Here is a 16,002-nt window from a genome sequence, read left to right on the forward strand (position 1 = left end):
TCGTGCGGTGTCGATTCCGATTTTGTCGCGCGGATTCCGAGTCGCAGCGTCAGGGTTGCAGCAGTGCCTCGTGCAGTCGCTCGTAGATGGGGCCGGTCGGAGTCAGGGTCGATTTGAACAGGCATATCCGGTCGAGTTGAATCGGGATGGCCTCGAACTTATACGACTGCAGAAAAGCGGTGAGTTCCTCGATTCCCCGGGAACTGCGAACCCGCCCGAGTGTCAGGTGCGCCCTGAAGGATTTCTTTTCCGGTTCGAAACGAAGTTTGCGCACTCTGAGTTCGATCTGCCTGGCCAGGTTCGCCATGGTCTCGGTGTTTTCGCCCAGACCAGCCCAGATGACGCGCGGCCGGTTCAGGTTGGGGAATCCGCCGAGACGGTCGATGGCGGACGCGATGGTCCGAAACTGAGCGGACACCTCGTCGATGACTGTTTTCAGGGAGGGCACACGCGCTTGCTCGGTATCGCCGAGAAACCGCGCGGTGACATGGACGTTGTGCGGGACTACCCATTTTACCGGCCCGCCCGTCTGCCTGCACAGAGATATAATCCTGCCCAGCTGCTCTTCGACGGGCCGGGTCAACGGCAGCGCTATGAACAGACGCATCATGAGATGTCGAGTATCTCCCGGCGAAGCATTTCCAGCGCGGCGTAGCTGGCACGGGCGCGATTGACCTGTCGATCCACGCCCAGCCGGAACAGGCGCGCCTGGTTGGTATGGGCAGAGGCCAGCCCCACGTAGACGGTGCCGACGGGTTTGTCGTCAGTGCCGCCTTCAGGTCCCGCAATCCCGGTTATTGAGAGCGCATAGTCGGTTCGGAAGAGCTTGCGTGCGCCGGCCGCCATAGCTTTGGCGCATTCTTCCGAGACCGCCCCATGCTCCTCGAGAACGGCCGGTTCGACACCGAGTTGCTCCGCTTTTACTTCGTTGGCGTACGCGACAAGGCTGCCGACGAAATACGCCGAGGATCCGGGCACGGAAGTGACCAGCTGACCGAGCAGACCACCGGTGCAGGACTCGGCGGCACTGAGAGTCTTGTCGTTATCCCTGAGCAGGTAGCCGACTACGGCTTCAAGACGGTCATCATCCCGACCGTAGATGTACCGTCCACAAACCTTCTCGAGGCGCCGGGCGAGTCCTTCGGCCTTTTCTGCGGCCTCGGCACCGCTTTGCCCCCGGGCAATGATGCGCAAATCGACCCCGCTGTACGACGGCAGGTAGGCCAGCCTGACGCCGGCTTCGAGTTTCAACTCAACGCCGATCATCTCCGCCAGCCGGGACTCCACAACGCCCGTGGTGCGCAGCTTGATGACCGTGATAGCGCCGATGCCCTTGAGGCCTTTCAAGTAGGGCACAACGTGGTCGACGAGAATCTGCCGCATCTCCACCGGTACGCCCGGCAGACTGATGCAGATGCGGTCCTGCTCGCTAATGCAGATGCCGACCGCCGATCCAATCTTGTTCGGGAAGAACCTGGCCCCCTGGGGCAGTAACGCCTGATTCTGGTTGATGGCGGGCATCTCGATACCGCGCCTGGCCCAGCGTTCTTTTATGTCAGCCAGAACGTCCTCGTGGAAAACGAGGTTGCGCTTGAATACTCTGACCAGGGCCCGTCGGGTCAGGTCATCATCGGTCGGCCCGAGCCCGCCGGTGGTAATGACAATCCGGGCACGCTTGAGGGCCAGCCGGAGGGCCTCCTCCATGGCGTCGAGGGAATCACCGACGGAGCTGTGGTACTTTACGTTCAGTCCGATGGTGGTCAGCCGGGCGGCGATTTGGGCCCCGTTGTCGTCGACCGTGTGGCCGGTCATCAACTCGTCGCCTATGGTGATTATCTCAACGTCCACGGAGGCTCCGGACTAGTTGCCTGTAACAGGGTAGTGAAAAACGCGCTCGGCCACAAACAGAATCAGCCGCACGGTTATATTGGCGTAAAGTCCGGCGGCGACATCGTCCATGGTGACTCCCCAGCCACGAGGGAGCCTCTCCAGGGAACCGACCGGAGGCAGCTTGACGACGTCGAAGAATCGAAAAGCAAGGAATGCCAGCACGCAGGCGGTCAGCGAATGCGGGACGAACAGCAGGGCCGTGAACATACCCGCCCATTCGTCGATGACAATCCGCCGCGAGTCGTGGCCGTACAGCACTTCAGCCAGCCCCGATACCCACACCGAGAGAACGATCGCCGCGATGGTCACAAGCAGAAGGATCGCGCCGTGGTTTCCTATAAGCAGGCAGGCAATCACCCAGGCGGGGATTGTCCCCCAGGTGCCGGGAAACGGCCTGAGGTACCCCGAATACAGGCCGGTAGCGAGGCATTTGACGAGCGTGTCTCTCATCGCCGCCGCTACTTCAGGACTGATTTTATCATGTAGAAGTATTTCACGATGTAATCCACCCCGGACCAGACGGTGATGGCCGCCGTGACCCACAGTCCCAGGTTGAAGTAGAAGTAATAGTCGAATTCAAGCAGGCCCAACGCCGGGCTCTCCAGTTGCGTAAGCAGGGCCAGCAGGGTGATGTAGCCGATCACGATGCCGACGACCGTCATCTGCACGAAGGTTTTGAGCTTGGCCCCCCAGCTCGGCGGGATGACTACACCCTTGTAGGCGGCCAGCAGCCTCAGGCCGGTGATCGCAAACTCGCGGCCGACGATCAGAATGACCGGCACGGCCGACACGAACTTCATGGCGATAAACGTGATAAGAGCGGACGAGACCAGGATCTTGTCGGCCAGCGGATCCATGAATTTTCCGAACCCGGTGACAATTCCATACTTGCGCGCATAGTACCCGTCGGCCATGTCGGTGAGCGCCGCCAGGACAAAGAGAGCCAGCCCCACAAGCTTCATGTAGAAGTTGTCCACGATGAAGAAGAACATGAACACCGGTGCCAGGGCAATGCGAAGCAGGGTCAAAAGATTCGGCATGTTCATGATGCGGCAAGGTAGGCCATCCGCCGCGACCAGTCAATCGGGAAAACCCGAAGCGCTGACAAGTTCGGGCAGTCGCGGTCCGCAGGGCCGGGCGGTTTTTTCCGCACCGGAAGAAGAAAACTGGATTTTGGCGAGGGGAGGGCGGCGCAAGGCGGTGGCATCCCGGAAGATCACACGAGGCTGTGTGCCGGTCGGCCTGCCGGGCGAAGGCCGGGCCGATCCGGTCGGAGCCTGTGGTGCGGAGGTCTAATCGCTTACGTGAGAATTAATTAGGGACAATAAAAAACCCAGGCAGGTGGTCAGTCCTACCTGGGCGGACGATATTAGGTAATCCACAGAAAGAGTAACACTTTCCGATTGCACGTCAAACATAACATATTCCCCCGGCTTGTCAAGGGAAAAATTAAGATTTTTGGGCTTTTGCCGGGGTTTGTGAAACCCCTCGCGGCTTTGCCCGGCCGGCCCGATATCCCGGGCTGGCCGGCGGTGCCGAACCGGCAGATCGGCGCCGCCGGCTACCCGATGGATGAGAAAGAGACTCAGCTACAGCCTGACGTTGCCCCGCAGGTGTCGCATTTCAGGCAGGTGCCGTTGCGGATCATGGTAAAGGATCCGCATTCCTGGCACATGTCTCCTTCGTAGCCTCGGAGTCGAGCGAGGGTGATTTCTCGCCGGATGAGGTGCTCTCCCCTCTCGGCCGCGCCGTCGGTTGCTGTACCGACATATTCAAGCACCGCCTCCGGTTCTGGAGATTCTTCTGCTGGAGCGTGATTCTCCATCTGCTTACCACTGCCGTTGCCTCCTTTAGCATCGCCGTTGCCGTCACCGTTGGGGTTGAATCGCAGGTGCCGCGTGCGTATGTCATCCTGGTTGCGGCTGGCCGTAGTGAGTTGGCCCGTGATCTGCGGCGTGGCCGGCTCCTCGGCCTCCCATTCCGTTGATTCCTCCGCCGGTGTCCCCAGGGCATCCATCCGGAGGTCCTCCTCCGAGATGTGAGCCAGGTCGTTACGTTCGAGGTAGGTAATGGCGAGTTCCCTGAAGATATAGTCAATGATCGAAGTGGCCATGCGAATCGATTTGTTCCCCTTGACTATGCCGTTGGGTTCGAAGCGGCTGAAGAGGAAAGCCTCGACGAACTCCTCCAGGGGAACGCCGTGCTGCAAGCCCAGGGAAACGGCTATCGCGAAACAGTTCATGAGGGAACGGAAAGCCGCCCCCTCGCGGTGCATGTCAAGAAAGATCTCGCCCAGGGTGCCGTCGGAATACTCGCCCGTCCTGAGGTAGATCTTGTGGTTTCCGACAACCGCCTTCTGCGTGTATCCTCCTCGCCGGTTCGGCAGCTTGCGCCGCTTGGCGATGTAGCGGTAGACGAGACGTTCGGTCATCTTTCGGGCCACGCTGTCCACCGTCAGCTCCTGCTCACCGTCAGTGTCTTCATCAAAGAGCGCCGCACTGAGCGGCTGGCTGAGCTTGGAGCCGTTCCGGTAGATAGCCACCGCCTTGTTCATGGACTCCCAGGCGAGGCGGTAGGCCTTCTTGACGTCGTCGATCGTGGCCTGCCCGGGCATATTGATCGTCTTGGAGATGGCCCCGGAGACGAACGGCTGAGCGGCCGCCATCATGCGGATGTGGGCCTCGTAGCTGATAAACCGTCGGCCGTGCCGTCCGCATTTGCTGGCGCAGTCGAATATGGGCTGGTGTTTCTCTTTCAGGTGCGGGGCGCCCTCGAGGGTCATGGTCCCGCAACAGAATTCGTTGGCTGCCTCGATCTGTTCCCGTGTGAAGCCCAGCGTCTGCAGCAGGTTGAAGTTGACAGAATCGATGGTTGGCCGGTCCAGCCCGATGGTATCGAGCAGGAACTCCTCGCCCAGGGTGTACTTGTTAAAGGCGAAGGTGATGTCGAAGACGTCGGCCAGGCATTCTTCAAGGCTCTGCAATTCCGCCTCGCCGAACCCCTTGGCTTTGAGCGACTCGTGATTGATATACGGGGCGCCTTTGAGCGTCTTGTAACCGGTCGCAAAAACGGATATGTCCTTGATCTCGTCCTCGGAGTACCCGAGTCTCTGCAGGGCGATGGGCACCGACTGGTTGATGATTTTGAAGTACCCGCCGCCGGCCAGCCTCTTGAACTTGACGAGGGCGAAGTCCGGCTCTATGCCGGTGGTGTCGCAGTCCATCAGCAGGCCGATGGTGCCGGTGGGGGCGATTACCGTCGTCTGCGCGTTGCGAAAACCATATACGTCCCCCATCTCGAGCGCCTTATCCCAAGCGGCGCGAGCCGTCTGAACGACTTCTTCGGGCAGGTAGGCCGGGTTGATGCCGTTGGGCTTTACGGTCAGCCCTTCGTACTCGGTCTTCTCGGCGTTGTAGGCGGCGCGGCGATGGTTGCGCACGACGCGGAGCATGTGCTCGCGGTTACGGTAGAAGCCCGGGAACGGTCCGAGTTCCTTGGCCATTTCGGCCGACGTGACGTAAGCCTGGCCGGTCAGGATGGCCGTGAGAGCCGCGCACCAGGCGTATCCTCGGGGCGAATCGTAAGGGATACCCATGCGCATGAGCACGGTGCCGAGATTGGCATAGCCCAGGCCAAGGGTTCGGAATTCGAAACTCTTCTGAGCGGTCGCCTTCGATGGGAACGAGGCCATGAGCACCGAAACCTCGAGCACGATCGTCCAGATACGAATAGCGTGCAGGTAGGCATCAAGGTCGAACCGTCCCTCGTCGTCGAGAAACTTCGCGAGGTTGATCGAGGCCAGGTTGCAGGCCGTGTCGTCAAGGAACATATACTCGGAGCACGGGTTCGAGGCATTGATGCGGCCGTCCTCCGGGCAGGTATGCCACTCGTTGATCGTCGTGTCGAACTGAACCCCCGGGTCGGCGCAGGACCAGGCGGAATAACATATTTTTTCCCAGAGACGGGCAGCCGGAATGGTCCGCTTGACGGACCCGTCGGTGCGCTGCCGGAGCGCCCAGTCCTCCGACGCCTGGAGTTTCTGGAAGAACTCGTTGGGTATCCGGACCGAGTTGTTGGAGTTCTGTCCCGAGACGGTCAGGTACGCTTCACTGTCCCAGTTGGTGTCCAGTGCGGTGAACTCGATTTCGGTCACTCCCTGAGAGGCCAGTTCGAGAATCTTGTTGATATACGCCGGTGGTACGGCGTAATGCCGGGCGATGCGAAGCGCCTCCTTGAGCTCCGGATTTTTCTTGGGGTCGGTCTGGACCGTGCTGCCGCCGTTACCGTCGCTGCCGAATGCGGCCGCAAAAATTTCCTGAAGCTGGCGTCGAATGACCTTTGAGCCGGCCACCAGGGCGGCGACTTTCTGCTCTTCGACGACTTTCCAGCTGATGAAGTCCTCGATATCCGGATGGTCGAGATCAAGGCAGACCATCTTGGCGGCGCGGCGGGTCGTCCCGCCTGACTTGATGGCTCCGGCGGCGCGGTCGCCGATCCGCAGAAACGACATGAGCCCGGAGGATTTGCCCCCGCCGGACAGCCGCTCACCGACACCGCGCAGGGGGGAAAAGTTGGTCCCGGTGCCGGAGCCGTACTTGAACAGGCGGGCTTCCCGAACCCATAAATCCATTATACCGCCGGTGTTGACGAGATCATCGTTGACCGACTGGATAAAGCAGGCGTGCGGCTGCGGCCGCTCGTAGGCGTTGGCGGCCACGGTCAGGACGTGGCTGGTCGGGTCGACATAGTAGTGTCCCTGCGGAGAGCCGGTGATACCGTATGCCTCGTACAGACCGGTGTTGAACCACTGGGGGGAATTGGGTGCCGCTACCTGGTCGGCCAGCATGTAGCAAATCTCATCGTAGAACGTCCGGGCGTCCGATTCACTGTCAAAGTAGTTGAACCGCTCAGCCCAGTTCCGCCAGCAGCCGGCCAGGCGGTGAAAAACCTGCCGGGCGTCCCCTTCACCGCCGGTCACCGGTTCGCCGTCTTCGTTGACTACGGCCCGGCCGTGTTCGTCGTACTGCGGGACACCGCGCTTCCGGAAGTACTTTTGGGCCAGGATGTCGGTCGCGACCTGCGACCAGCGCTCAGGGACTTCTATATTATCGAGTTTGAAAACGGTCGAACCGTCGGGGTTCTTTATTTCTGACGATCGCCGGGCGAAGTTGATTCGGGCATACGGCGACTCTCCTTCCCGGGTGAAATGCCGGCGTATCTTCAAGCGTTACCTCCTGTAACTGAGTCCCCTGCACCAACCATCAGGAGACCGCATCCTGTGTTGTCACCTTCGCGGTCTAAAACGGTGTGTCCGCTACCGGCGAGTAGACCCTCTCGGCGTCAGAGATGGCGAAGTTTCCGGTCTTGCTCCAAGCCCGAAGATCTCCTTCCGATCAAGCTCTCTTTCACAGTTGTTGGGACATCCTAACCTGTCAGGCGTGGTTTTCCTGTCAGCAAGGACCACAACATATAGTGGTAGCGATAAACACAACTACAAAAAATTGTGGTTTTTCATCAGAATCCTGTACTCTCTTGACTATCAAGTAAGTATCCGGGCGCCGAGATTTGGCCTGACCTTTCGTTTTTTGACACAACCCCTCAGATAAAAACTTAACGTTCGTAAGTGGCTCGAAATAATATAATTACGTGACAGGGACTTGATGCGCCGGGCTATCTGATATGACGTATATTTTTTTCCACAAGTTAATTGCCTGCAAAATAAAGAGTTAGGCAGACCCGACCAAGCTATCAACAAATTGTCCACAGCGCCTGTGCAAAAACGTCAGGCCTCAAACGCACTGAAGACTCTCTTTTGGTCCGGGCGGATTTGTTGGGCGGGGTCAGGGACGGGCGGGCGGCACATGAGATTGGGCTTCTTCGCACCGGGCCGATGGTCCGTCGCCGGCGTGGCATGACTAAGCAGATTCGTTACCGGTCCCCGGCCCGGCAGCTGGCGTCAGTATCATGCAGGCCCCCGCCGGTTTTACTGTCACAAGTTTCTTTCCGTAACACGGCCGTCTGCATATATATGGAGAGGCCGGCGCTGATCGCATTCGGATCGTGCCGGTAGTGAACGAGAAACTGTCATGCGTGTGTTTGCAGCCCACAGTAATCATTGCAGGCGGTCGATTACCCGCTGTCCGGCGGCGGCTCTGCCGGTTGGCACGGCGTTTGATGTTGTATCAGCACGGCGTTGGAGGGTGCGACCTGTGCTGAAGAGCCTGCTTATCTCGCTGATAATTCTTCTTCTGATGGTGCTGATTTTCGGCGTCATCTGCGGCTGGTGCGGTACCGTGCGTGCTGCCGGGGCCGGGATTGTGCGGGGCGCGGTCACGGACTCTGACACCGGTGAGCCGCTGGCGCGGGTCACCGTGCGCGTGCAGGGCACCGGTTTCTCGACGCTTACCAACGACAACGGGCAGTACCGTCTCGTTCTGGCTCCCGGGTCCTACGAGCTTAAATTCACTCACATCAGCTACTACTCGGAACCGGTAGTGGTCAACCTTGAAGACACTGCGACAGTCCGCGACGTGGCCATGCGTCCGTCCGTTACCGACATCGGTACAATGCGCGTGTACACGCGCGCCTATGATCCGGCCCAGCAGATTATCGTGGAGGCGATTCGGCGCAAGAAAAGCATGCTGGATAAGATCCACGACTACCGGTTTCACGCGTACACGAAGTTCGTGCTGAACGACGAATCACGGCAGGATTCCAGCGAGATTTTCCTTCTCGCGGAGTCGCAGACCACCGGGTATTGGGAGCAACCGGATAAATACAAGGAAATCATCACGGCGCGAAAGCAGTCGGCCAACCTTCAGTCGGGAAACATCCTCATTGCCGTCGGGGGGATGCTGAACTTCAACCGGGACCGTATCGAAATAGGCGACTACCTCCTGGTTTCACCGACGGCCAATGACGCCCTCGATCACTACGACTTCTACCTGATCGACACGATCACGGTGGACGGAAGGCCGGTGTACCGGCTGGAACTGGAGCCGAAGGATTCGTCGGAAGCGCTGTTTACGGGCGTGATTCACATCGTCGATTCCACGTACGATCTGGTCATGGCCGATCTGGGTTTCAGCAAGGGGACGAAATTCCCGTTTCTGGTCAATCCCCGCTATTCTCAGACCTACGCCAGGTTTGAAAACGACTGCTGGATGCCGGTAGAAATCAGGTTGAGCGCCGACGTTGACATAAACGCCCCCCTGCCGGGAATCCCGTCGCGCCTGTCGTTCCTGCACAGCGCCTCCCTGTACGACTTCCGGTTCGACCAGGGAATACCGAAGCGAACGTTCGACGAGTACTTTCTCGAGGTGGCCGAGAACGCGGACAACGTCGATACCGCGGCGTGGAACGCCCGGCAGACCATACCGCTGACGGAGCAGGAGATACTGGCGCTACAGCGCATTGACTCCGTCGAGAACGCACCCAGGTCTTTCGGGCAGCGCCTGGCCCGCGTCGGCCTCGGGCTCAGTTTTCTGCTCGTGGCAGGCCAGGACGACATTTTTCATTTCAACCGCGTGGAAGGGCCGTACGTCGGGGCCGGCCTTACGCTGCGCCGGCTCGTCCCGCGGGCACGGTTCCGGATAAAGTCCGGCTACGCCTTCGATGGCGAGTACTGGCAGCACCATTACGGTGTCACGTACCAATTCGACCGCTGGCACCTGTCCGTAGGGGGAGACTACCACGACGAGGTAATTGCGCGTGAGTCGGCCATGTCCAGCGACGGCTACAACAGGTCGCTGCTGGCGCTTCTTTACAAGGTGGACTCGCGCGACTTTTACCTGGAACGAGGATTCCGCCTGTCTGCCTCCTTCAGGCCGTTGAATTTCACCCGGCTGCGGCTGGGCTATGCCGACTGCAATCACTGGTCGACGCCCGTGCACACAGACTACAGCCTCTTCAGGCGTGACATGGATGCCCGTGCCAATCTCGCCGTAGCGGAAGGCAAGTACCGCACGGTCACGGTTGGTTTTACATACGACTCCCGCAGGCGGTTCAAGATCAAGGGAGAGGAAACCTCCATCTCCAACCCCCAATACACGATCCTTGACGCCGGCGCCGAGCACGCCTCGCCGGATTTCATTGACAATGACTTTGATTTCACCCGGTATCACGTGTCGCTGTTCAGGAGACAGCGCCTGTTTTCATTGGGCGTTTCGTCGCTGTACGTATACGGAGGCTGGTCGGAACGGTCACTGCCGCCTCAGCGGTTCCATACGGTAGGTCACGCCAGCGGCATCCTCTTTGAAATTCCGGGATTCAACACTCTGCATGAGAGCAATTTCGTCGGTACGCGGGCACTGGCGGCGTTCGTCAACCACGATTTCGGCGACCTTCCGTTTGCCCGGAGCGGACTGCCTCTGCTTACGCATATTCCCTTCACACTGTCGCTGCACGGCGGTGTCTTCCGGACCGAACTGGATGACCGTATTGCCCGACCTAAGGCCGGCTGGTACAACACGGCCCCGACCGAGTACACTGAAGCCGGGCTCGGCCTGGCCAACCTGACGCCGTTTCTCATGCCCTTGAACATGGCGCTGTATTTCACCTGGCAACTCTCCGACTACGACACCGACCGTTTTCAGCTTACGTGGGGCATCAAGCTGTAAAGTCGGGGTCGGGCTTTCTTCTGCCTTCGGTTGTCTTCCTGTCCTGAGGTTCAAGGAATCCTCAGAACCTGTCGAAAACGTTACTACACGAAAGTATCCAGCGGAGAAACAGGAGCAACCATGTCCGTATTCATTGAGGTAATCGAATGGCTTGACCCCACCGGCGATGAGATGATCTACCGGATTCCGCAGGAGGGATCGGCGGACTTCAAGCTCGGAGCCCAGTTGATTGTCCGGGACAGCCAGATGGCCATCTTCTTCAAGAACGGCCATGCCGCCGATCAGTTCACGACGGGTCGGCACACCCTTTCGACCTTGAACATTCCGATCCTGACCCGCCTTCTGGCCTTCCCGCTCGGGTTCAACTCGCCGTTCAGGGCCGAGGTGTATTTTATCAACCTGCGGGTGTTCACCAGTCTGAAATGGGGGACACGACACCCGGTGACGTTCAAGGACAGCAAACTCGGCCTGATCCGTCTTCGCGGGTTCGGCGCCTTCACGATGCGCATAACCGAGCCGGCGCTGTTTCTTAATTCCATTGTCGGGCGGCAGGCAAAGTATACGACGACCGAGATCCAGGACTATCTCAGGGATGTAATTGTCGCCCGTCTCAACGATCTGCTGGGGGAGAAGCTCGATACGATACTTGACCTGCCGGCCGTTTACACGGAACTCGCCGAGCAGTTCAAGGGGATTGTCAGCAACGAGTTCGAGAAATACGGCCTGGAGCTGGTTGACTTCTACATTTCATCGATCACCCCGCCGGACGAGGTCGGCAAGATGATCGACCAGCGCTCCGGCCTGGAGGCGGTGGGCGATCTGGACAAGTTTCTCAAGTTCGAAATGGCCAAGGGCCTGGGCATACCGGGGGGGCCGGGAGCGACAGGCTCCGGTATGGGGATGGCGGCGGGCGTCGGCCTGATGATCCCAGCCATGATGTCAAAGGTCTTTGCACCCGAACAGAGCGAACTGAGCCGGGAGCCGGTGCCGACGGTCACCTGTCCGAAGTGCCATACCGACACCCCGGAACAGTCGCGTTTCTGCTACCGGTGCGGGCACGCCATGGTTGCGCAGAACCTCTGCCCCGCCTGCCGGCAGCAGTTGCCGACCGAGGCCAAGTTCTGCTTCGACTGCGGTTTCAGGCTTGACAGCAAGCCGACCTGCCCTCACTGCTCGGCGGAACTTATACCGGGATCCAAATTCTGCGGCGAATGCGGCAGGGGGGTAGTCGAGGATGACGGCGACGACGGATAAGGGCGGTTTTTCAATCGGGGTCGGCTGCCCCGGTTGCGGGGGAGAACTGGAACTTCAGGAGAATTTCTTCGTCCTGAGCTGCCCCCACTGTGGTTCCTGTCTTCGTGTGGTTATGCCGGATGTTCCGGCAGCCTTTTTGGTCAAGGGAAAGCTCTCCCAGAGCGAGATCCGGTTTCACATCGACCGTTTTCTCAAGGAGCGACATCTGCCTTTGACCGGCTCGGGTCTGCAGGTCAAGAACCTTTACTACCCGTACTGGAAAATCGACGGAGTACAGGTTCGGGTGCGCAACCGGCTCGAACGGCGCGAGGTTCGTGAGGCTACGGAATACAGCGACGGCCAGTACGTGGAGCAGCAGTTAAGCGATATCGGCATCGCTCCGTTCAACGTGACGGTTGCCGCCGGGGCCAGGCTGGACGGAGTTCCGGTGTCTATCGGTTTGCGCGCCGAGTACATCAAGATGTTCCCCTATGCCGACGAGGAGATCGAGGAGTCTTTTGACTCTCTCCCGGTGGCCCGGTCCTCCGATGATGCCCTGGTGAACGTGGCTTCGAAGTTTGCCGCGGCCGGGGAAGCCGGCTTTAACACGGTCGGCATCAACAAAACGGAACTGTTTGACCCCGTCTTCTCCATCATCTATTTCCCGTACCACGTGGCGGAGTCCTGCGACAACCACCGGTACAATCGATATGTTCTCGACGGTGTCTCCGGGCGGGTTTTGCACCACACGCATCCGCTGCACGAGAAGAAGCTGCACGACGGACACAGGCCGGATATCGGCTTCGAATCGCAGCTTCAGGCGGAGGGTTTCGGCTGGACGGATACCCTCCCGGGCATGGTACCGGACGAAACGCGCCACGAGGGCGATGAGGAGACGAAACCGTCCGAGGTTCAATCGCTCGAGTTCGGGGCTCTGGGCGTCGAGTTCCATCGATGTCCGACCTGCGGCGAGGATCTGCCCGATCGTCAGTCCCATATGTACATCTGCCGCAACTGCCATGAGATGGTTCTGCTGGAACGCTCGCTGGTGCCGGTTCGGGGGATCGCGCGGACGGCTTTCGACGATCGCCGCGGTGACAAGCTCTTTCCGTTCTGGTCCTTCACTATTACCGAGGAGACCGGCGCGCCGATAAAGCGGCTCTTCGCCGGTATTTTCGGTTCCGACCGGATTATCATTCCGGCCTTCAGGATGCCCAATTTCGAGGCGACGTACCGGCTGGCCAGACGTATATCGACCGCCGCTCCCAAACTCGAGTTTGTGCCGGTCGAAGACGTCGACAGCCGCTTCGTGCCGGTTGACGTCGGACCGAACGGCGCGCTGACGACTGCTCACGTGGTGGTCTATCGCGAGATGCTGTCGCGGGACCAGAACAGCTCACCTGAGGATGTAGCCTTCAGTCCGGGGGAAGCGAGCCTCGTTTATGCCTCGTTCCATCCGGAGAGCTACTTCTACGTCGATTCCATTCTGGGAGCCGTCACGTTCGAGAAGAGCCTGGTCTGATTTCACGGCGGCCGGACCGCAACGACGCTCCGCGGCACCAGATGCCTTGACACCACGGGCGCGGCGCATATATTTACCCAAATGAGCCTGGTCAAACTCTTCCCGGTAGCCGCATCGCTGGCTCTTCTGCTGCTCCTTGTGAGCCCCCTTATGGCACAGGAATCTGCGACTTCGTCCGGCCAGCCGTCGGAAAGCGCTACTCTCGGAGATACGGCGTCCGGCGCGGACGAGGAGGCGGCTGCTTCGGAATCGGTCGAGGAAGCTGAGCAGCTCCCGCCCGGGGTGGGTGATTTTCTCTTTACGGGGAAGTTCCTGGCCTTTCTGATCGTAACGCTGATGGGCGTGGCGCTGTTGCTCGGCCGCTGGGTGAGACTCTGGGTTCGGCTGGCAATGCTGGCCGTCGCCTTTGTCCTGTTCGGTCTTGATTTCTTCTTTCCCCTTCATCCCAGCCCGATGTGTGGAGTGACGAAGCTGTTTATGTTCAAGATCACCCATGGCACGTTCTTTCCGCAATTTACCGCGGTCTTTCTGGCCATGTTTATTCCGAGCCTGGTCGGGCGAAAGCTCTTCTGTGGCTGGGTGTGCCCGCTGGGAGCGTTGCAGGAGCTGATCAACCGCGTGCCGTTCAGGTATCGCTGGAAGCAGTTTGACTTCACGGTGTTCAACAGCATCCGCATGGCCCTGCTGGTGATGTTTGTACTGACCATTTTCGCCGTCAAGGCTCAGGTGGGGCTCCTGGCCGATAACCTCGGTGCGGACGCCTCGTCCGGTCTGTGGGCGGCCTTTTCCGCCTACAGCGTGTATGAGCCGGTCAATTTCTTTGAACTGCTGCACTGGAACGTCGATACGACGTTTGTCGTGACGTTCATCATCCTTGTGGTCGTCAGCCTGATGCTGTATCGCCCGTTCTGCTACGCCGTCTGTCCGATCGGCGCCCTGACGTGGCTGCTGGAGAAGATCGCGCCCGGGCGGGTCAGAGTCGATCACGCGAAATGCAACCAGTGCGGTATCTGCGTGGACAAATCCCCCTGCCCGACAATAGCAAAGCTCATCGACAAAACGACCAGAGTGGCCCCCGACTGTACGTCCTGCGGTGAATGTCTGAATACCTGCAATCGGGACGCCATCCATTTCCGTTTCAGGGCATAACGTCGGTGCCGGCCCGTTGCGTGGCGCGCCGCACAAGAGGGCGCTTTTTAGTTGAGTGCGCCCGTGACGCCCCGTATCATTCCTCTGAATCCTTCAGTAGCTGAGGGAGAAATACGGCCATGATGGGTAAGCACGGAAATCTCATTCTTCTCGGCATGATCGCCGGGACAATCATCGGCGCCGTCGGCGGGTATTTTCTCGGCGATTTTTTCATCGGCATCAGCGTGATCGGCACCGTATTCCTGAATGCCCTGAAAATGGTTATCGTGCCGCTCATTGTCGCCTCCATGATCGTGGGCGTGACCTCGCTGGGCGACGTTCGCAAATTGGGCCGCACCGCCGGCAAAACGTTGCTCTTTTATCTCGTCACGACCGGCTTTTCGGTGTTCGTCGGGCTGGTGCTGGTCAACATCATCAGCCCCGGCTCAGGGGTGGAGAAGTTCGGGGCTTACGTTCCCGACCTGGTGTCGGAAAGCAAGGGGAAAACGCTGGTGGATGTCCTGGTGGGGCTGATTCCCGCCAACGTGTTCAAAGCCGCCGCCGAGGGGCAGATTCTCCCGCTGATCGTATTCTCGCTCCTGTTCGGAGGCGTGCTGTCGGCGGCGGGGGAGAAGGGCCGGCCCGTGGTCGCCGTGTTCGAGGGCATAAACATCGCCATCATGAAGCTGGTAATCCTGGTCATCTACTTTGCTCCGGTCGGGGTCATGGTGCTGATCGGCTCCATCGTGGCCGAGAACCGGGGCACGCTTGATCAACTCGTGTCCGGCCTGGGGTGGTACTCGCTTACCGTCATAGTCGGCCTGCTGGTGCACGCGGTCGTTACCCTTCCGCTGATACTGAGGTTTTTCGGCAAGCGCCGCCCGTTCACGTACTTCGTGAACATGGGTGAAGCGCTGGCGACGGCGTTCACTACCGCTTCGTCGACGGCCACGCTGCCGGTGACAATGGAGCTTGTCGAAGAGAAGAACAGGGTGGACAAGCGGGCGGCGTCGTTTGTGCTGCCGCTCGGAGCCACCATCAATATGGACGGCACCGCCCTGTACGAGGCCGTGGCGGCGATCTTCATCGCGCAGATCTACGGTATCGACCTCACCCTCGGCCAGCAGGTGGTGGTTTTCCTGACGGCCACGCTGGCGTCAATCGGCGCCGCCGGTATTCCTCACGCGGGAACCGTCATGATGGTCTTCGTCCTGACCGCGGTTGACCTGCCGCTGGAAGGCATCGGCTTGATCTGGGCGGTAGACTGGTTTCTGGACCGTTGCCGAACGACCGTGAACGTCTGGGGTGATTCCATCGGTGCCGCCGTCATCGGCGAAACGAGAGAATTCAAGTCCTGAGGAAAACCGGCCCCCCTTACAGTTGACGTCAGTTTCACCCGGCCGAAAGCCGGAGCGTCCCGTGGAAGACAAGAAAGGGCCGCCCGTGGGGGCGGCCCTTGAAGTCAAGGCAAAAGCAGAACACTCAGGCTCTGCTCTTTCTATCCTTTACGGACAAGCGTTCAGTGGCGGAGCCGGCTTGGTAATGAACAGGTAGTCAATCAGCGCCGTCAGGTCGCCAATGTCGATGACTCCCTCCGTATCACCGTCAATG

Annotated in this window: 10 protein-coding genes; 5 read left to right on the forward strand and 5 right to left on the reverse strand. The window is 59.5% G+C overall.

Annotation, left to right across the window (positions count from 1 at the left end; all coding sequences use genetic code 11):
- Positions 1-49: 49 nt before the first annotated feature.
- The 5 genes from thpR to VMY05_06400 form a co-directional block, all read right to left on the reverse strand.
- Positions 50-610 (reverse strand): RNA 2',3'-cyclic phosphodiesterase, encoded by a 561-nt coding sequence (gene thpR, locus VMY05_06380; GenBank protein ID HUV30693.1) that lies wholly within the window; start codon positions 608-610, stop codon positions 50-52.
- Positions 607-1,848, reverse strand: a complete 1,242-nt coding sequence (locus VMY05_06385) for a competence/damage-inducible protein A (GenBank protein ID HUV30694.1) — start codon at positions 1,846-1,848, stop codon at positions 607-609. The genes thpR and VMY05_06385 overlap by 4 nt, the downstream gene beginning before the upstream one ends.
- A 12-nt stretch (positions 1,849-1,860) precedes the next feature.
- Entirely contained in the window at positions 1,861-2,340 is a 480-nt protein-coding gene (locus tag VMY05_06390) for a phosphatidylglycerophosphatase A (GenBank protein ID HUV30695.1), read from the reverse strand.
- Between the two features lie 8 nt (positions 2,341-2,348).
- A complete protein-coding gene (pgsA, locus tag VMY05_06395; GenBank protein ID HUV30696.1) occupies positions 2,349-2,930 on the reverse strand; it encodes a CDP-diacylglycerol--glycerol-3-phosphate 3-phosphatidyltransferase in 582 nt (193 codons plus the stop codon).
- Between the two features lie 545 nt (positions 2,931-3,475).
- On the reverse strand, positions 3,476-7,114 hold the full coding sequence (locus tag VMY05_06400; protein HUV30697.1) for a vitamin B12-dependent ribonucleotide reductase: 3,639 nt from the start codon (positions 7,112-7,114) through the stop codon (positions 3,476-3,478).
- A 985-nt stretch (positions 7,115-8,099) separates the two neighbouring features.
- Between VMY05_06400 and VMY05_06405 the strand changes: the two genes are divergently transcribed.
- From VMY05_06405 to VMY05_06425, 5 genes are all read left to right on the forward strand, one after another.
- Positions 8,100-10,508, forward strand: coding sequence for a DUF5686 family protein (locus VMY05_06405; GenBank protein ID HUV30698.1), 2,409 nt, complete (start codon positions 8,100-8,102; stop codon positions 10,506-10,508).
- Positions 10,509-10,628: 120 nt separating this feature from the next.
- A complete protein-coding gene (locus VMY05_06410; GenBank protein HUV30699.1) occupies positions 10,629-11,762 on the forward strand; it encodes an SPFH domain-containing protein in 1,134 nt (377 codons plus the stop codon).
- Entirely contained in the window at positions 11,743-13,263 is a 1,521-nt protein-coding gene (locus VMY05_06415; GenBank protein ID HUV30700.1) for a hypothetical protein, read from the forward strand. The genes VMY05_06410 and VMY05_06415 overlap by 20 nt, the downstream gene beginning before the upstream one ends.
- A gap of 81 nt (positions 13,264-13,344) precedes the next feature.
- The gene (locus VMY05_06420; protein HUV30701.1) at positions 13,345-14,412 is read left to right on the forward strand and encodes a 4Fe-4S binding protein; all 1,068 of its coding nucleotides are present in this window, start codon (positions 13,345-13,347) and stop codon (positions 14,410-14,412) included.
- Between the two features lie 119 nt (positions 14,413-14,531).
- A complete protein-coding gene (locus VMY05_06425; protein HUV30702.1) occupies positions 14,532-15,749 on the forward strand; it encodes a dicarboxylate/amino acid:cation symporter in 1,218 nt (405 codons plus the stop codon).
- The last annotated feature ends 253 nt before the right edge of the window (positions 15,750-16,002 follow it).

The organism is Acidobacteriota bacterium (assembly GCA_035529075.1).
In the GTDB taxonomy this organism is placed as follows: Bacteria; Zixibacteria; MSB-5A5; order GN15; family FEB-12; genus DATKXK01.